Here is a 16842-nt window from a genome sequence, read left to right on the forward strand (position 1 = left end):
GACAGATGTGACGTGATGTAATTTAGCGGAACCGAAAGAGCAGGGTGCCACTGGGTGGCGAGGCTACCGTGCGGCGGAACAAGGAGTGTGACGTACCGTCGGTCCCGAGGCCAGGAATCGCCCACCATTCACTCGCAGGGGCGCCGAAACGGCGCGGTCGGCCTACGGCGGCGGACCGACGCACGGCAACAGAGGGGACCCGGGGATGCGGAACCGAAAGCACCGCTCGCGTGCCGCCGTCGCCACCGCGACGGCGGCACTTCTGTGCGCAGCCGCACTCACGGCGTGCGACTCCTCCGGCAACACCCCGGCACCCAAGGGGCCATCGGCGGCCAAGCCCTCCCCCAAGCCCACCCCGACGTGGAACACGGACCCGGACTCCCTGGCGGCCGTCGGCGACTCCATCACCCGCGGCTTCGACGCCTGCTCGGTCCTCGCCGACTGCCCCGAGGCGTCCTGGGCGACCGGCACGGACTCCGGGGTGCGCAGCCTCGCCACCCGGCTCCTGGGCGAGCGGCGGGCCACCGAGCACAGCTGGAACTTCGCGAAGACCGGCGCCCGGATGGCGGACCTGCCCGGGCAGGTCGAGCAGGCCGCGGCCAAGCGGCCCGAGCTGATCACGGTGATGGCGGGCGCGAACGACGCGTGCCGCCCCTCGGCGGACTCCATGACGTCGGTCGCGGAGTTCCGCGCCCAGTTCCAGGACGCGATGCGCACGCTGCGGCGCGAGCTGCCCAAGACCCAGGTGTACGTCACCTCCGTGCCGGACCTGAAGCGGCTCTGGTCGCAGGGGCGCACCAACCCGCTGGGCAAGCAGATCTGGAAGCTGGGCATCTGCGCCTCGATGCTGGCGGACCCGGACGCGCGCGACGCGGCGGCGACCCAGCGGCGGGAGAGCGTGCAGAACCGCGTGGTCGCGTACAACGACGTGCTCGAGGACGTGTGCGCCAAGGATCTGCGCTGCCGGTACGACGGCGGCGCGGTCTTCGACTACCGCTTCGACGGCGACCAGTTGAGCCACTGGGACTGGTTCCACCCCAGCAAGGACGGCCAGTCGCGGCTGGCCGAGTTGGCCTACCGGCAGGTGAAGGCCAAGAATCCCAAGGATCCCGGGGCCTGAGCCCGGCGGCGCGGCGGCCCGGCGTAGGGTCGCGATCATGCGCAGTGAACTCTTCGGGACACTCCCCGACGGCACCCCCGTCCATCGCTGGACCCTGGAAAGGGGCGGGGTGCGGGTACGCGTCCTGACGTACGGCGGGATCATCCAGTCGGCGGAAGTTCCCGACCGTTCGGGGCGGTGCGAGCCGGTGGCCCTGGGCTTCGACGCCCTCCAGGACTACCTCGATCACCCCGGGCCGTACTTCGGGGCGCTGGTGGGCCGGTACGCGAACCGGATCGCGGGCGGCGGGTTCACGCTCGACGGCACGGAGTACCGCCTGGCGCGGAACAACGGTCCCAACGCGCTGCACGGCGGCACGGCCGGCTTCGACAAGCGGGTGTGGGAGGCGACGGAGACCGAGCACGGCGTGCGGCTCTCCCGGGTGAGCCCGGACGGCGAGGAGGGCTATCCGGGGCGGCTCGCGGTGTCGGTGACGTACGAGCTGGACGCCTCGGGCGCGCTGCGGATCGCGTACGAGGCGACGACCGACGCCCCGACGGTCGTGAACCTCACCAACCACACGTACTGGAACCTCGCCGGGGCCGGCAGCGGCAGCGCGGCCGGGCACGAGCTGCGGATCGCGGCGGAGCGCATCACGCCGACGGACGGGGTGCAGATTCCCACGGGGGCGTACGAGGACGTCGACGGGACGCGGTTCGACTTCCGGGACGCGCGGAAGGTCGGGGGCGGGATCGACCACAACTACGTGCTCGACAAGGGGGTGACCGCTCTGCCCGCCGAGGTGGCGGAGCTGAGCGATCCTCCGTCCGGGCGCGTGCTGACCGTGGCGACGACGGAGCCGGGCCTCCAGCTGTACACGGCGGACCACTTCGAGGAGCCGCTGCCGTTCGCCGCCGGGGACGGGATCGCGCTGGAGACGCAGCACTTCCCCGACTCCCCCAACCGGCCGCAGTTCCCGGGCACGGTACTGCGGCCGGACGGGGTGTACACGTCGGAGACGGTGTACGGCTTCTCGGTGCGCTGAGCGGCCGGGAGGCCGGCCCGCGTCACACGACGAGCGTCTCGCTCAGCCTCCGGTCCGCGACCGAGCGGCCCGCCTGGACCTCGTACGAACCGGTGCGGTACGTCCAGGAGCCGCTGTCCTCGTCCCAGGTCTCGAAGGCGCGGCGCGGGAGTTCGATCCGTACCTCCACGCTCTCGCCGGGGGCGGCCTCGGCGCCCGCGAAGCCCGCCAGCCAGCGGGCCGGGCGGCTTGCGTCGTCCGCGGCCGGGGCGAGGTAGACCTGGACGACCTCCCGGCCCGCGCGCGGGCCCGCGTTGCGGACGCGGACCGTGGCCGTCGTGCCCTCCAGGTCGAGGGACTCGTACGTCCAGTCGGTGTAGCCGAGGCCGTGGCCGAAGGCGTACGCGGGGGTGGCGCCCGCCTTCTCCCAGGCGCGGTAGCCGATGAACACACCCTCGCTGTACGTGAGTTGGCCGTCGGCCGGGGTGACCTGGGTGACCGGGGCGGCGGCGAGGGCGCCCCACGTCGTGGGCAGCCGTCCGCCCGGCTCGCGCGCGCCGAGCAGCACGTCGGCGAGGGCGGCGCCGCCCTCCTGGCCCGGGAACCAGCCGAGCAGGACCGCGGCGACGTCCTCGCGCCACGGGAGTTCCACCGGGGAGCCGGAGTTGACGACCACGACCGTGCGGGGGTTGGCGGCGGCCACCGCGCGCACCAGGTCGTCCTGGCGGCCCGGCAGGCGCAGGTCCTTCCGGTCGAAGCCCTCGGACTCGACGCGTTCGGTGGTGGCGACGACCACGATCGCGGTGTCCGCGCCGCGCGCCGCCTCGACGGCCTCCGCGATCAGGGCGTCGGGGTCGCGGCGCGGACCCAGGTGCACGAAGGAGAAGACCACGCCGGGCAGCGGGGCCGCGTACTCCTTGTCGAGCGGGTGGAAGAGGGAGACCTCGACCGTCTCGCCCGCCGTGAGGTTCACTTTGGCCCGCTCGACCGGTGAGCCGAAGAACGCCTCGAAGGGGTCGGACTCGGCGCCCATCACCTCGGAGCCGTCGTAGACGATCTCGCCGTCGACGGAGAGCGTGAAGGCGCCCAGGCCGCGCGTGCCGAAGGAGTGCTCGCCGCTCTCGCGCGGCGTGAACGTGCCGAGGACCTCGACGGAGGCCAGCGTCTCGTGGGTGGCGCCCTCGGGCAGGTCGGCGCCGATCCACTGCACCTGGCCGGAGGGGAGGCTGCCCTCGCCCAGGATGCCGCCGTCCGCGTCGCGGCAGACGGCTCGCAGCTCGAACCCCTTCTCGGCGGGGGCGAGTTCGTCGCTCGGGTCGGCGCCGACGGCGTAGGTCAGGGAGTCCTCGCCGAGCGCCGCCCGCAGGCCGTCGAGCGGGGAGATCACGCGGGCGGGGAAGACGGTGGCCGAGCCGCCGCCCAGGATGCGGGCGTCGCGTGCGGCGGCTCCGATGAGGGCGACGGAGGTGGCGGGCCGGACGGGCAGCGCGTCGTCCTCGTTGCGCACCAGGACGAAGGCGCGGGCGGCGATCTCGCGGGCGAGCGCCTCGCCGTCGATCTCGGCGGGCAGGTCCGTGACCACGGGCTCGGCGCCCTCCAGGACGCCGACGCGGGCGGCGAGCCGCAGCACGCGCCGTACGGCGTCGTCGACCGCCGGCTCCTTGACCCGGCCCTCGCGCACCGCTGCGGCGAGCGCGTCGCCGTACACGGTCCGCGGGCCCGGCATGGCGACGTCGAGGCCGCCCTCGACGGCTCCGGCGGTCGAGCGGGCGGCCATCCAGTCCGAGACGTTGTAGCCGTCGAAGCCCCACTCCCCGCGCAGGACCTCGTTGACCAGATACCGGTGCTCGGTCATCGTCGAGCCGTTGACCTGGTTGTACGCGGTCATGATGCCCCAGGGGCGGGCGTTGGCCACGATCGCCTCGAAGGGCGCGAGGTACAGCTCGCGCAGGGCGCGCGCCCCGACCTTGTTGTCGACGGTGAAGCGGTCGGTCTCGGCGTCGTTGGCGACGAAGTGCTTGACGGTCGTGCCGACGCCGCCGGACTGCACGCCCTGGACGTACCCGGTGCCGATGGCGCCGGTCAGATACGGGTCCTCGCTGTACGCCTCGAAGTGCCGGCCGCCCAGCGGTGAGCGGTGCAGGTTCACGGTGGGCGCGAGGAGGACGTGGACGCCCTTGCGGCGGGCCTCCTGGGCGAGCAGGGCGCCCGCGCGGCGGGCCAGGGCCGGGTCCCAGGTGGCGGCGAGCGCGGTGGGGGACGGCAGGGCGACGGAGGGGTCGTCGGCGGTCCAGCGGGTGCCGCGCACGCCGATCGGGCCGTCCGACATCACGAGGGACGCCAGGCCGATCTCGGGCAGGGCGTGCAGCGACCACATGTCGCGGCCGCCGAGCAGCCGGGTCTTGGCGTCCAGATCCAGCGCGCCGAGCGCGGCCTCCACGGCCGCCTCGCGCGCCCGGTCGGCCTGCGTGGCTCCGGGGCCCTGGGTTCCCGCCATGGCGGTACCTCCTCGTTGAAGTCCGTCGGTCCGGTGCGTTCCGTCCCTGCGTTCGCTCCTTCCATCCTGCCTCGCCCACCTGTAGGCCGGTAGGTTTCGTGATCCGGACGTTATGTTCAGGGACGGCATGACGTACGGTCGTGCCGCGAGCAGGACCGGAACGCGCAGGCGAGAACGTGAAGGGGCAGACGCGATGGCGCCCAAGGCCAAGCCCGCGACCAGGGCCAGAAGTGAGGAGCGGCGCGCGGAGATCCTCCGGGCCGCCCTGGAGGTGATCGCCGAGCGCGGCTACCGCGGCGCGAGCATGGGCGCGGTCGCCGAGCGGGTCGGACTCACCCAGCAGGGGCTGCTGCACCACTTCCCCACGAAGGACGCCCTGCTCGTCGCCGTCCTGGAGGCCCGCGACCAGTGGGACGCGGTCCCGGCGAACGAGATCCGCCTCGACCTGCTCGGCTCGCTCGTCGAGTACAACGCGATGCGTCCCGGCATCATCCAGACCTTCTCCGCGCTGCTCGGCGAGAGCGTCACGGACGGGCATCCGGCGCGGGAGTACTTCACCGAGCGGTACGGATCGGTGCGGGAGAAGTTCGCCGCCGTCCTGCGCGTGGAGTACGGGGACCGGCTCCCCGGGGGCCTCACCCCGGAGGCTGCGGCGCCCCTGCTCGTCGCGGTGATGGACGGGCTCCAGTACCAGTGGCTCCTGGACCCCGAGTCGGTGGACATGGCGGGGGCGTTCAGGAACTTCCTGGCCCTGCTGGACGGCGGCGGCAGCGGGAGCGGCGGCTGATCAGGCTCCGGGGGCGCCGGACGGGACGGCCGCCACGACGTCGACCTCGATGAGCGCCTCCGGCCGGAAGAGCCGCGGCACCTCGACCGTCGTACTGGTGGGCGGCGTCGCGGTGAGGAACTCGGCGCGTACGGCGGCGTAGGCGGGCAGGTCGCCGAGGTCCGTCATGAACGTACGGATGTTGATGATGTCGTCGAGCGTCGCGCCGTGCGCGTCGAGCAGGGCGGACAGGGTCCGGAAGATGCCCCGGCTCTGGGCGGCGACGCCGTCGCCGTCGGCGATCTGTCCCGAGAGGTACAACAGGGCGCCCGTGCCGTCCGGTTCGACGCGGGCGACCTGCGAGTACGGGCCGAGGGGCTGAGGGGCGGACGCGGGGTTGCCTATGGTCACGCGCATGACGCGGGCTGCTCCTGTGGTGTGGGTGCCGGGGTGTCGGGGCCAGAGGGGGGTGACGTGAGGGGGTCGGCGCGGGTGTCTCTCCGTGGGGCGTGTGCCGGTCGCGGTGCCTCAGGTGGCGCGGGAGCGGATGTGGGCGACCGCTCGCGCGATGTCCTCGCGGACGACGTCCGGGTCGGCCGCGGCGGCCTGGTAGTGGCCGAGGACCGCCTCCATCGCCGGGAGCCGGGTGACCTCCGTGGCGAGCGCGACGTCCTTCACCGCGAGGTCGCTGCCGAAGTGCACGTCCGTGGCGAAGGCACGGCCCACCGCGCCCCCGAGCGGCCCGCCGGCGAGCGCCCCCTTGGCCGTCTCCTCGTCCAGACCCAGCGCGTCCGCCAGCTTCATCGCCTCGGCCACGAGCGCGACGCCCCCGATGACGGCGGTGTTGACGACGAGCTTCAGCGCGGCCCCCGAGCCGAGCGGGCCCGTGCGGGTCACGGGTCCGAAGCGCGCCAGGACCGGCTCGACGCCGTCCGCCTCTCCCCCGGCGAGGATCCCGAGCCGCCCCGCCGCGGCCTTGTCCGTGCTCCCCATGACGGGCGCGTCGACGAGGGTCACACCCTCCGGCGTACGGGCCGCCAGCTCCCGTACGACATCGGGCCCGACGGTGGACATCTCCACCCAATACGCGCCCTTCCGCAGCTCCGGCACGATGGCGTCGGCCACGGCACGCACCGCGTCGGGGCCCGCCAGCATGGTGATGACGACATCGGCGTCCCGCACGGCATCCGCGGGACCGGAGGCGAGCCGGGCCCCCTCCGCCACCAGCGCGTCCGCCTTCTCCGCGGTCCGGTTCCAGACCGTCAAGGGATGCCCGGCCGCCAGGAGTTGGCGGGCCATCGGCTCGCCCATGTGCCCCAGTCCAAGAAACGCGATCTTCTCCATGGCTTCGACGCTAGGCCCGGGCGCGGGATGCGACAAGCGAATGTCTAGCATGCGGGCCATGCCCGATCCGCATACCGCACGGACGGACCAGGCCACTTCCCCGCCCGAGCCGCCGCCCGACCTCTCCACCGTCTGGCTCCGCGCCTTCCTGGACGTCGCGCGGCACGGCTCCTTCACCGTGGCCGCCCGCGACCTCGGCTGGACGCAGTCCGCCGTCTCGCGGCAGATCTCCTCCCTGGAGGCGGCACTCGGCGGCGACCCGCTCTTCGACCGGCTGCCACGGGGCGTTCGCCTGACCGCCCACGGCCGTACGCTCCTGCCGCTCGCCGAGGAGACCGTGGCCCGACTGCACGCCATGCGGCGGGAGTTGACGTCCCTGCGCGAGGTGACCGGCGGGACCCTGCGCTTCGGGGCGTTCGCGACGGCCGACGCGGCGCTGGTGCCCCGGGCCATCGCCGCGTTCCGCGCCCGGCATCCCGGCGTCACGCTTGCCCGCGAGGAGGGCCTGACGCCGGGGCTGCTCGCCCGCGTCGGTGCGGGCGAGCTCGACCTCGCGGTCGTCTCCTCGACGGGCGGGGCGCTGGACGGGGGCGGGACGGAGGCGTACGAGCTGCGTCACCTCCTGGACGAGGGGCTGTACGTGGCTCTGCCGCCGGGTCACGCGCTGGCCGGCCACGCGTCCGTGCGGCTGGTCCAACTCGCCTCGGAGGACTGGATATCCGGCAGCGCGGACACCGGGGGGACTCTCCTGGCGCAGGCGCACCGGCTCGGCTTTCGGCCGCGGGTCGCCCATGTCGTTGCCGAGTGGACCGCCAAGCAGGGGTATGTGGCCGCGGGGCTCGGGGTCACGCTCGTGCCCGCGCTGGCCGCCGCGTCCGTCCGCCCCGACATCACCCTGGTCCCGGTGTGCGCCGAGGACGCGCCCGCGCGTGCCGTGTACGCGGCGACCGCGCGGGGCCGGGCCGTGCCGCCCGCGGTGGAGCCGTTCGTGGCGGCGCTGCGGGCGGCGCTTGCCGATTGAGCGGCTTCGGCCGTTGTCAGTGGCGTGGTGCACCATCGAAGTGACCACAGGATCTCGGCGACTTGGCGAAGGGCACCTCATGCCGATCACGAACCAGCAGGCGGCCGGGCACGCCTTTCTGCGGGAGCTGTACGGGGACGCGTACTACCCCGGCCACGTGCTGGACAAGGGGCGGGCGATCCTGGTGCGCCTCTGCGAGCGCATCGAGGCCGAGCGGCCGGACGGCCTCGACGCGCTGTACGCCCTGACGGCGGTGGCGACGGAGGAGTTCAACGTCCTGGAGGCGGAGTTCGACGAGGCGGGCAGCGAGATCGAGACCGTCGCGCGGGAGGAGATAGCCGGAGACTTCGCCTTCGTGGCGTCGGCCTACGGCTTCGCCGACGCCGACGTGGAAGAGCTGGTGGCCGGACGGGAGTGGTGAGGGCCCGCCGGGAGTGGTGAGGGCCCGTCGGGAGTGGTGAGGGCCCGCACGTCCGCAGCCCCGCAGGCGCCCCGTGCACCCCCTGCACCCACGGCTGCACCCCTGCCTGTACCCCTGCGTCCCTGCACCCACGCCTGCGCTCCTCCACGCCCCGCGCGGGCCGGCGGAGCACGCCGCGGTGACTCAGTGGCTCTTTCCCGGCCGCCTTCCTGCCGGGATACTGCGACCACCCCACCGGCCACGGAAGGACTCCCGTGTCACACACGCCCACCGTCTCCCCGCGGCTCGCCGCGCTCGGTGCCGCCCTCCTGCTCGCCCTCGCCGCCGCCCCCGCGTCGGCGGCCCCCGCACCGGCCGCCACCACCGAGGAGCAGCGCCTTGACCGGGCCGCCCCGCAGGAGATCCTGCGCCGCAGCGGATTCGACGCCGTGGCCCCCGCGTTCGCCAAGGCGCTCGACCGCGCCCGCACGTACGGCGAGGCCAAGCGCATCGTCGAACGGCAGGGCGAGGCACTGTGGCGGCGCGCGGTCGACCGGGCGCAGGGGCGGGGTCCCGCGACGGGCGGGCCCGACGCGCTGAGCAGGGACGACGACCGGCCGCTGTACTGGGCCCGGCTCGGCATGACCCGGGAGCTGCGGCAGTGGAAGCCGGCCGGGTCCGACGTGAGCGAGGCCCGGCACGCCCGGCTCCTGCGGGCCCTGGAGGACGCCTCGCGCGGACACGACTCCGTCACCTATCCGAAGAGGGGCCACGCGGAGAAGGACCGACCGAGGAACGACCCCGCGAAGAACGACCACGCGAAGAACGACCACGCGAAGAACGACCGTGCGGGGCACGGTCTCCAGCGCATCCTCGTCACCGGCTTCGACCCCTTCACTCTCGACCGGGACGTCCGCATCAGCAACCCGTCCGGCGCGACCGCCCTCGCGCTCGACGGCACCGTGATCGAGACCGCCGACGGGCCCGCCCGCGTGGAGACCGTGGTCTTCCCCGTCCGCTGGGACGACTTCGCGGAGGGGACGGTCGAGCGCACCCTGCGCGCCCATCTGCCCCGCGTCGACCTCTTCACCACCATCAGCCAGGGCCGTGCGGGCCGCTTCGACATCGAGCGCACCAACGGGGCCTGGCGGGGCGGCTTCCCCGACAACGAGAACCTCTCGCGCACGCAGACCGTCCCGGTCGCCGACCCGGCCTCGCAGCCCCAGTGGACGTCCACGACCCTCCCGTACAAGGAGATCGTGAGCGCCGGGACGGGGCGCTTCCCCGTGTACGACAACACGTCGGTGACCGAGATCCCCGCCGGGCAGAGCACCCCCGTGGTGCGCCCCGACGGGCCCACCGAGGGGTCGACGGCCCGTGAGGGCGGCGGCGGCAACTACCTGTCGAACGAGATCGCCTACCGGGCGACGCTGCTGCGCGACCGCCTCGGGCTGCACGACCGGCTGCCCGGCGGCCATGTGCACACGCCGATCCTTCAGTTCGGGGCGGGCAACACCGACCCGGCGACGGGCAAGGTCACCGACCCCGAGTTCGTGCGCAACCGCCTCGACATCATCGCGCAGGTACGCACGATCCTGACGGTGGCTATGGACGCCCGCCGGTAGCGGACGGCTGCCCGCCGGGGCCGGCCGCGCCGCCCGGTCCCGTTCCGTCGGCCGATCCGGCCGATCCGGCCGATCCGGCCGGATCGGCCGGCCCCCGCGGGTCCTCCGTCTCGTCCTCGCCGATCAGCTCCCGCGCCATGAGCGTCGCGCCCGCGACCGCTCCCGGCATCAGGAACACCGCGACGAACGGGACCAGGAAGGCCACGGCGAGCGGGGTGCCGAAGCCCCAGGCAAGCTGCTTGCGGCCACGCAGCAGCGCGAGCCGCTCGCGGGCCTCGATGCCCCGGCGCTGGAGCGCCACCGCCGTCAGCTCCTCCACCAGGAAGAAGCCCGTCACGCAGAAGCCGACCACGGGGACGACGGTCTGGCCGACGACCGGGATGAAGCCGAGGGCGAAGAGCAGGATGCCCCAGACCGCGGCGCGCAGGACGATACGGAGGCTGTCGCGGGCGGAGATCCACAGCTCGCGCCAGAGCGGCAGGCCCGACTCGGGGGCGAACCCGGCGACGGAGATGTCGACCTTCTCGGACAGCGACTCGTAGAAGGGCTGGCCGATCAGGAGTGTCACCGCCGTGAAGGTGATGACCGACAGGAGGAGCGCGAGCGCGAAGAGCAGCACGGTGAGGAAGCCGCGGAACAGCCCGAGCCACGGCGCGGACCAGTCGTCCGCGAAGGGGGTCGCCCAGCCGACGACGTCCGTGCCCCACAGGGCCAGCGCGACGAGCGCGGCCGCGTAGAGGAGCAGGGTGATCAGGCCGGGCAGCAGGCCGACTCCGTACTGCTTGCCGTGCTGGGCGACCCAGCGCTGGCCCTTCATCAGATAGCCGAAGCCTCGTCCCAGATCACGCATGCGGCACAGCCTATCCGCCGGTCGCGGCCCCGCGGTCCACGGGACGCGTGGGGCGCAAGGCCCTCTTGTTGCGCGGGGGTTGAGAAGGTAGACCACGCGTACCGACTTCTCTCCAGGAGGCACGCATGGGGATATCCCGGCCATTGAGACCGGTTTCGCCCAGACCCGTTCTGCTCACGGCCCTCGCGTCGGCGGGCGCCCTGCTGTTCACCACCCTCGCCCCCGGCAGCGCGACCGCCGACCCCCGCCCCGGCGGCCGCGACGTCCTCCGCGAGGGATCTCCCCTCAGCAGCACGGAACGGGCCGCCAAGGCCCCAAAGAGCGCCGCGGACCGGGCGCTGGGGGACGCGCAGAGCCCCGGGTCCGGGTCCCGGTCCGGGTCCGGCAAGGACCGCGGCTATCCCCGCGAGCAGAAGCTCACCGCACCGCCCGTCAACCCTGACGACAAGTCGATAAAGCTGGGCCTGGCCCCCTACCACTCGCTCGCCCCGAAGCTGAACGCCCTCCAGGGCATCGGCGACCGGGTCAGCGTGGAGATCGCGGGCCGCTCGGCGGGCGGTCACCAGCTCTACCTGGTGACCGTGACGGCCCCCGAGTCGGCCAAGGAGACCGCCCGGCAGGAGCGGATGCGCGAGCTCATCGAGAACGCGCCGGCCGCCGCCGCCAAGGACCGGGCGGTGAAGGCCTCGTACAAGACGCCGGTCTTCGTCAACAACAACATCCACGGCAACGAGTGGGAGGGCACCGACGCCGCCCTCAAGCTGATCGAGAAGCTCGCGAAGGCCGAGGACGGCACGACGAAGGACCTCCTCGCGCACAACCGCCTCTACTTCAACGTCACGGCCAACCCCGACGGGCGCATCGCGGGCACCCGCGCCAACGCCAACGGCTTCGACCTCAACCGCGACTTCATCACCGCCTCGCAGCCCGAGGTCCGCGCGATGCGGCAGATCGCGATCGACAAGCAGCCCGCGGTCATGATCGACCTGCACGGGTACGTGAACGGCACGCTGATCGAGCCGACCACTCCCCCGCACGGCGAGAACTACGAGTACGACCTCTTCCTGAAGAACTCCTACGCCAACGCCCTCGGGATGGAGGCCGCGGTCAACGGCCTCGGCTACACCCCCGAGAAGGACGGCGTCGAGCCGGCGATCATCCCCTTCCGGGACCAGGAGGAGGGCTGGGACGACTGGCCGCCGATCTTCACCCCGCAGTACATGCCGTTCCACGGCGCGGTCGCCGCGCACACCATCGAGTTCCCGATGACCGTCAACAACGACGAGTACGACGAACTTCCGGTGCCGGAGCTGCGGCGGCGCTCCGCGATCAACGTGGACATCGCGGGCGCGGCGATGTCGGCCACGCTGAAGTACACGCAGGAGCACCGCACGTCGGTGATCGCCGACCAGATCGAGACGTTCCGGCGGGGCGCGGCGGGCGCCGCGCAGGTGCCGGTGTCGCCGGAGACCGTGCCCGGGGTGCCGGGGATCGGCCCGGAGGACGTCTACACGACCGACTTCCCCCGCGCGTACGTGATCCCGCGGGGCAAGGAGAAGGGCGCGCGCGGCCAGCGCTCGGCCGCGGCGGCCTCGCGTCTCGTGGAGCACCTGCTCGACAACGACGTCCGCGTGCGCAGGGCCACGAAGGACTTCCGGCTCGGCGGGACCTCGTACGCCGAGGGTTCGTACGTCGTCGACATGCGCCAGCCCAAGCGCGGGATGGCCAACGTGATGCTCGCCGACGGGCGCGACATCAGCGACAAGGTGTCCACCATGTACGACATCTCGGGGTGGAGCCTCGGGCGGCTGTGGGGCGCGACGGTGAACCCGGTGAAGGGCGGCTCGCTGTCCGGCGTGCGGACCCGCGCCGTGGACTCGGCGTCGCGGGTCGGGCATGTCGCGTCGCGCGGTGACCTGCGGCTGCGGCTCGACGACGCGCGGGAGGTCGCCGCGCTCAACTGGCTCCTGAAGCAGGGGACTTCCGTACGGCGTGCCGCCGACGGAAGCGTGGTCCTGCCGTCGGCCGCACGCGGCGCGGCGGCCGTGGCGGCGCGGAAGTACGACGTCGCCTTCGACGCGACCAAGGTGAAGGGGGGCGCCGTGGTGCGGGCCACCCGGGTGGCCGCGGCCGTCACTCCCGGCGAGCTGCTCGCGCTGCGGGAGATGAACTTCGAGGTGGTGCCGGTGTCGACGGACGTCCTCAACGCCGGGTTCGACTGGAAGAAGTCGGGGGCGGACGCCCTGTTCGTGTCGGCCGGGCTCGCGTACCAGGAGCTGAACGCCGGGGCCAAGGCCGGACTCGACGCGTTCCTCGCCGGTGGCGGCGGGCTCGTCGGGCGTGGCGCGGAAGGGGCGGCGCTGAACTCCGACGCGAAGCTGCTGGCCGTGGAGGCGGTCCAGGGGAACGGCGACGCCAACGGAGTGGTGCGGGTCGTCAACGCCGGAGGACCGGTCACCGGCGGGGCGATCGGGCACTCCTTCGTCTACGCGCCCCTGTGGTTCAAGGGGCTCGGCAGCGGGGTGCGGGTGGACCAGTCGTACGCGACCGGGAATCCGCTGCTCTCCGGGCACTGGCGGGCGGTCGACGGTGCCGGCGGTCCCGCGGACGCCGCGGGCCAGGCTTCCGTGGTGAGTGGTTCCGCCGCGGGCTCGCGGGTGGTCCTGTTCGGCACCGAGCCGCTGTTCCGCGACCACCCCAAGGGGGTGTTCCCGCAGGTGGGGCGGGCATTGCTGAGCGTGTGACCGAAGCCGGAACCGAGGAGGCGCGACCCGCATGACCCGTGAGATCAAGGTGCGAGGCACCGTCGCGGCCGGATACGAAGCCGTGCGGGAGGCGTTCACCGCCGTGCTCGCCGCGGAGAAACCCGACCATGCCGCGCAGCTCTCCGCCTCCGTGCGGGGAACGCGGGTCGTCGACCTGTGGGTGGGGCCCGACACGGACGGCGGGACGCTCTTCGGGGTCTACTCGTCCACCAAGGGCGCGGCCTACCTCGTCGTGGCCCTGCTGGTCCAGGACGGCGTGTTGGACCTGGACCGCGCAGTGGCCTCCTACTGGCCGGAGTTCGCCGCCGAGGGCAAGGGGGCGGCCACCCTGCGGGAGCTCCTGTCGCACCGCGTGGGGGTCGTCGGCACCGACTCCGGCTTCACTCCGGAGGAGATCGCCGACGACCACCTCGTCGCGACCCGCCTGGCGGCCCAGCGCCCCTACTGGCGCCCCGGCACCGCCTTCGGCTACCACGCGCTCTGCGCCGGAGCGCTGGCCGCCGAAGTCGTCCTGCGGGCCACCGGGCGCACGGTGCAGGAGCTGTTCGAGGAGCTTGTCCGCGCCCCGCTCGGGCTCGACTTCTTCCTCGGGCTTCCCGAGGAGCTGGAGCCGCGTTTCCGTTCCGTGCTGCCGATGCTCCCGTCCGCCGACGAGCGGGCGTTCCTGGACTCCCTGCCGCCGCAGCCGGGCAGCCTGGCGTCCATCTCCTTCAACCGCAACGGCGCGCACCCCACCGATCTGGAGGCGTTCCCCAACTCCCGCGCGGTGCGGGCCAAGGGGCCCGCGTCCGCCGGGGGCGTGGCGTCCGCGCGCGGCCTCGCGGGGATGTACGCGGCGGCGGTCACCGGGCTCGACGGCCGCGAGCCCCTTCTGAAGGCGGACACCGTGGCGGCGTTCGGGCAGATCCAATCCACCGGGTACGACCTGGTGGCGCGGGCCCACAAGTCGTTCGGGGTGGGGTTCCAGAACACCTCCGACGCCTGGTACCCGTTCCTCGGCGCGGGGGCCATCGGGCACAGCGGCGCGGGCGGCTCCCAGGCGTTCGCCGATCCGTACAGCGGGCTCGCCTACGGGTACACGCGCCGCCGGTTCGCCTTCCCGGGCGGTCCGGCCCCGGAGAACGAGCGCCTCGTACGGGCCATCCACACGGCCGCGCTCGGCTGACGCGGCAGCTGACGCGACGGAGGGCCGCACCCCCGCCGGGGTGCGGCCCTGCGTCGTGCGTACGGGGAGACGGTCAGGCGACCGAGAGCTCCACCTTGATGTTGCCGCGCGTGGCGTTCGAGTACGGGCACACCTGGTGGGCCTTCTCGATGAGGGACTGCGCGGTGGCGGCGTCCACGTTCGGGATGGAGGCGCTGATGGCGACCTCGAGGCCGAAGCCGCCGGCCTCGGTCTGGCCGATGCCGACCTTGGCGGTCACGGTCGAGCCGGAGATGTCGGCGTTCTCCTTGCGGGCCACCACGCCGAGGGCGCCCTGGAAGCAGGCGCTGTAGCCGGCCGCGAAGAGCTGCTCGGGGTTGGTGCCGGCGCCGCTGCCGCCCATCTCCTTCGGCGGGTTGACGACGACGTCGAGCTTGCCGTCGTCGGTGGCGACGCGGCCGTCACGGCCGTTCTCGGCGGTGGCGACGGCGGTGTACTTGACGTCGATCTGCTGGATGGACATAAGTGCCGGTTCCTCCTGAGATAGTCCGCGATGCGCGCCCACAGTCGCGACAATGTGGAATTACTTTATCGGATGACGGAAAACGACGGTCGGCGGCCACCTGCTCCGGCCACCGTCCGCCGCCCCTACGTCACCACTCACCGGTCTCAGGCGAGGGAAACGACCATCTTTCCGGTGTTCTCGCCGCGCAGCATGCCGAGGAACGCGTCGACGCCGTTCTCGACGCCCTCGACGACGGTCTCGTTGTACTTGAGCTCACCGGAGCGGATCCACGCGCCGACCTCGGAGACGAACTGCGGCTGGAGCGCCTCGTGGTCCCCGACGAGGATCCCCTGGAGGCGCAGGCGCTTACCGATGATCATGGCCATGTTGCGCGGGCCCGGCGTCGGCTCGGTGTCGTTGTAGGCGGCGATCATGCCGCAGATGGTGACGCGGCCGTGCACGTTCAGACGGCTGATGGCGGCTTCGAGGTGCTCGCCGCCGACGTTGTCGAAGTAGACGTCGATGCCGTCGGGGGCCGCTTCCTTCAGCTGCTCCACGACCGGCCGCGGGTCCTTGTAGTTGAACGCGGCGTCGAAGCCGTACTCCTCGACGAGGAGCTTGACCTTCTCGTCCGAGCCCGCCGAGCCGATGACGCGCGAGGCGCCCTTGAGCTTGGCCATCTGGCCGACCTGGGAGCCGACGGCGCCCGCGGCGCCCGAGACGAACACCGCGTCGCCCTCCTTGAAGGAGGCGACCTCGAAGAGGCCCGCGTAGGCGGTCAGGCCCGGCATGCCGAGCACGCCGAGGTACGCCGAGAGCGGCGCGGCCTGCGCGTCCACCTTGACGGCGTGCTTGGCCGGGACGGTCGCGTACTCACGCCAGCCGGCGAAGTGCAGGACGTGGTCGCCCACGGCCAGGCCCTCGGCGTTCGACGCGACGACCTCGCCGACCGCACCGCCCTGCATGGGCTGGTCCAGCTGGAACGGCGGGGTGTACGACTTCACGTCGTTCATCCGGCCCCGCATGTACGGGTCCACGGAGAAGTGCAGGTTGCGGACCAGGACCTGGCCGTCGGCCGGAGCGGCCACGGGGGCCTCGCGCAGCGCGAAGTCCTCCGGCACCGGCCAGCCGTGCGGACGGCGCACGAGGTGCCACTCACGGCTGACGGCGGGGAGCTGCTCGGACCCGGGGGCTACGGGGGTGACGGACATGCGGGGCGTCCTCCTCCTGCTCAGGCTGCCGCTTCCGGAAGCCTGACGTCTCGAAAATGCTTCATGTTGTGAAACAACCATGCTCCTACATATTTCATGATGTCAAGTAACGGGGTAGCCTGGAACGCATGGCCACCACCAGCTCCCGCACCCCGCGCACCGACCCCTTGACGCTCGAAGTCGTCGAGCTCATCGGCACGGTCGTCGCGCGCTACTACGAGGAGTACGACGCCGCGGCGGGCAAGCACGCCCTCACCGGGGCCCAGGCACGCGTCCTCGGACTGCTCTCCCTGGAGCCCCTGCCCATGCGGCGCATAGCGCAGAAGCTGAAGTGCGAGCCGTCGAACATCACGGGGATCGTCGACCGCCTGGAGGCGCGCGGCCTCGTCGAGCGGCGGCCCGACCCGGCCGACCGCCGCGTGAAGCTGGCGGCGCCGACGGAGGAGGGCCTGACGGTCGCCCGCAGCCTGCGCGAGTCGCTCGACTTCGCGCGCGAGCCGCTGGCCGAGCTCACCCGCGAGGAGCGGCTCTCGCTGCGCGCGCTGCTGCGCAGGATGGTCGGCGAGGACGCGGGCTGACACCGCTGCCGGG

15 protein-coding genes are annotated in these 16842 nt (G+C 73.0%); 9 read left to right on the forward strand and 6 right to left on the reverse strand.

The window, feature by feature from the left end:
- Positions 1–205: 205 nt before the first annotated feature.
- Together QBL25_RS14860 and QBL25_RS14865 are read left to right on the forward strand one after the other, a co-directional pair.
- On the forward strand, positions 206–1120 hold the full coding sequence (locus QBL25_RS14860; protein ID WP_409057510.1) for an SGNH/GDSL hydrolase family protein: 915 nt from the start codon (positions 206–208) through the stop codon (positions 1118–1120).
- Positions 1121–1157: 37 nt separating this feature from the next.
- Positions 1158–2144, forward strand: a complete 987-nt coding sequence (locus QBL25_RS14865) for an aldose epimerase family protein (protein ID WP_409057511.1) — start codon at positions 1158–1160, stop codon at positions 2142–2144.
- A gap of 22 nt (positions 2145–2166) precedes the next feature.
- On the opposite strand, the gene QBL25_RS14870 is transcribed toward QBL25_RS14865, so the two are convergent.
- Complete coding sequence (locus QBL25_RS14870) at positions 2167–4620, reverse strand: glycoside hydrolase family 3 protein (protein WP_409057512.1); 2454 nt, start codon at positions 4618–4620, stop codon at positions 2167–2169.
- Positions 4621–4813: 193 nt separating this feature from the next.
- On the opposite strand from QBL25_RS14870, the gene QBL25_RS14875 reads away from it, so the two are divergent.
- On the forward strand, positions 4814–5407 hold the full coding sequence (locus tag QBL25_RS14875; protein ID WP_409057513.1) for a TetR/AcrR family transcriptional regulator: 594 nt from the start codon (positions 4814–4816) through the stop codon (positions 5405–5407).
- On the opposite strand, the gene QBL25_RS14880 is transcribed toward QBL25_RS14875, so the two are convergent.
- On the reverse strand, positions 5408–5803 hold the full coding sequence (locus QBL25_RS14880; RefSeq protein WP_409057514.1) for a RidA family protein: 396 nt from the start codon (positions 5801–5803) through the stop codon (positions 5408–5410).
- A gap of 111 nt (positions 5804–5914) precedes the next feature.
- Complete coding sequence (locus QBL25_RS14885; RefSeq protein ID WP_409057515.1) at positions 5915–6730, reverse strand: NAD(P)-dependent oxidoreductase; 816 nt, start codon at positions 6728–6730, stop codon at positions 5915–5917.
- A 49-nt stretch (positions 6731–6779) separates the two neighbouring features.
- Between QBL25_RS14885 and QBL25_RS14890 the strand changes: the two genes are divergently transcribed.
- The 3 genes from QBL25_RS14890 to QBL25_RS14900 all read left to right on the forward strand — a co-directional run bounded on the left by QBL25_RS14890 (position 6780) and on the right by QBL25_RS14900 (position 9776).
- Positions 6780–7751: a LysR family transcriptional regulator gene (locus QBL25_RS14890; RefSeq protein WP_409062658.1), complete on the forward strand. Its 972-nt coding sequence runs from the start codon at positions 6780–6782 to the stop codon at positions 7749–7751.
- A 79-nt stretch (positions 7752–7830) separates the two neighbouring features.
- A complete protein-coding gene (locus QBL25_RS14895) occupies positions 7831–8172 on the forward strand; it encodes a DUF5713 family protein (RefSeq protein WP_409057516.1) in 342 nt (113 codons plus the stop codon).
- Positions 8173–8426: 254 nt separating this feature from the next.
- Positions 8427–9776 carry a pyroglutamyl peptidase gene (locus tag QBL25_RS14900; protein WP_409057517.1) on the forward strand — a complete coding sequence of 450 codons (1350 nt, stop codon included), beginning with the start codon at positions 8427–8429 and terminating at the stop codon, positions 9774–9776.
- On the opposite strand, the gene QBL25_RS14905 is transcribed toward QBL25_RS14900, so the two are convergent.
- Complete coding sequence (locus QBL25_RS14905; RefSeq protein ID WP_409057518.1) at positions 9757–10626, reverse strand: EI24 domain-containing protein; 870 nt, start codon at positions 10624–10626, stop codon at positions 9757–9759. The two genes, QBL25_RS14900 and QBL25_RS14905, sit on opposite strands and share 20 nt — an antisense overlap.
- Positions 10627–10751: 125 nt before the next feature.
- Between QBL25_RS14905 and QBL25_RS14910 the strand changes: the two genes are divergently transcribed.
- Positions 10752–13370 carry a M14 family zinc carboxypeptidase gene (locus tag QBL25_RS14910; RefSeq protein WP_409057519.1) on the forward strand — a complete coding sequence of 873 codons (2619 nt, stop codon included), beginning with the start codon at positions 10752–10754 and terminating at the stop codon, positions 13368–13370.
- Between the two features lie 31 nt (positions 13371–13401).
- A complete protein-coding gene (locus QBL25_RS14915; RefSeq protein WP_409057520.1) occupies positions 13402–14556 on the forward strand; it encodes a serine hydrolase domain-containing protein in 1155 nt (384 codons plus the stop codon).
- A gap of 73 nt (positions 14557–14629) precedes the next feature.
- On the opposite strand, the gene QBL25_RS14920 is transcribed toward QBL25_RS14915, so the two are convergent.
- Both QBL25_RS14920 and QBL25_RS14925 read right to left on the reverse strand, forming a co-directional pair.
- Positions 14630–15058: an organic hydroperoxide resistance protein gene (locus tag QBL25_RS14920; protein WP_409057521.1), complete on the reverse strand. Its 429-nt coding sequence runs from the start codon at positions 15056–15058 to the stop codon at positions 14630–14632.
- Between the two features lie 146 nt (positions 15059–15204).
- Positions 15205–16251 (reverse strand): NADP-dependent oxidoreductase, encoded by a 1047-nt coding sequence (locus QBL25_RS14925; RefSeq protein WP_409057522.1) that lies wholly within the window; start codon positions 16249–16251, stop codon positions 15205–15207.
- Positions 16252–16379: 128 nt separating this feature from the next.
- On the opposite strand from QBL25_RS14925, the gene QBL25_RS14930 reads away from it, so the two are divergent.
- Positions 16380–16829: a MarR family winged helix-turn-helix transcriptional regulator gene (locus tag QBL25_RS14930; RefSeq protein WP_409057523.1), complete on the forward strand. Its 450-nt coding sequence runs from the start codon at positions 16380–16382 to the stop codon at positions 16827–16829.
- The last annotated feature ends 13 nt before the right edge of the window (positions 16830–16842 follow it).

Origin of the sequence: Streptomyces sp. SYP-A7185, from assembly GCF_046103685.1 — a bacterium.
Lineage (GTDB): Bacteria > Actinomycetota > Actinomycetes > Streptomycetales > Streptomycetaceae > Streptomyces.

Coding starts and splice junctions, on each gene's coding strand:
- QBL25_RS14860 (WP_409057510.1), top strand. CDS start 206: ATGCGGAACCGAAAGCACCGCTCGCGTGCCGCCGTCGCCACCGCGACG.
- QBL25_RS14865 (WP_409057511.1), top strand. CDS start 1,158: ATGCGCAGTGAACTCTTCGGGACACTCCCCGACGGCACCCCCGTCCAT.
- QBL25_RS14870 (WP_409057512.1), bottom strand. CDS start 4,620: ATGGCGGGAACCCAGGGCCCCGGAGCCACGCAGGCCGACCGGGCGCGC.
- QBL25_RS14875 (WP_409057513.1), top strand. CDS start 4,814: ATGGCGCCCAAGGCCAAGCCCGCGACCAGGGCCAGAAGTGAGGAGCGG.
- QBL25_RS14880 (WP_409057514.1), bottom strand. CDS start 5,803: ATGCGCGTGACCATAGGCAACCCCGCGTCCGCCCCTCAGCCCCTCGGC.
- QBL25_RS14885 (WP_409057515.1), bottom strand. CDS start 6,730: ATGGAGAAGATCGCGTTTCTTGGACTGGGGCACATGGGCGAGCCGATG.
- QBL25_RS14890 (WP_409062658.1), top strand. CDS start 6,780: ATGCGGGCCATGCCCGATCCGCATACCGCACGGACGGACCAGGCCACT.
- QBL25_RS14895 (WP_409057516.1), top strand. CDS start 7,831: ATGCCGATCACGAACCAGCAGGCGGCCGGGCACGCCTTTCTGCGGGAG.
- QBL25_RS14905 (WP_409057518.1), bottom strand. CDS start 10,626: ATGCGTGATCTGGGACGAGGCTTCGGCTATCTGATGAAGGGCCAGCGC.
- QBL25_RS14910 (WP_409057519.1), top strand. CDS start 10,752: ATGGGGATATCCCGGCCATTGAGACCGGTTTCGCCCAGACCCGTTCTG.
- QBL25_RS14915 (WP_409057520.1), top strand. CDS start 13,402: ATGACCCGTGAGATCAAGGTGCGAGGCACCGTCGCGGCCGGATACGAA.
- QBL25_RS14920 (WP_409057521.1), bottom strand. CDS start 15,058: ATGTCCATCCAGCAGATCGACGTCAAGTACACCGCCGTCGCCACCGCC.
- QBL25_RS14925 (WP_409057522.1), bottom strand. CDS start 16,251: ATGTCCGTCACCCCCGTAGCCCCCGGGTCCGAGCAGCTCCCCGCCGTC.
- QBL25_RS14930 (WP_409057523.1), top strand. CDS start 16,380: ATGGCCACCACCAGCTCCCGCACCCCGCGCACCGACCCCTTGACGCTC.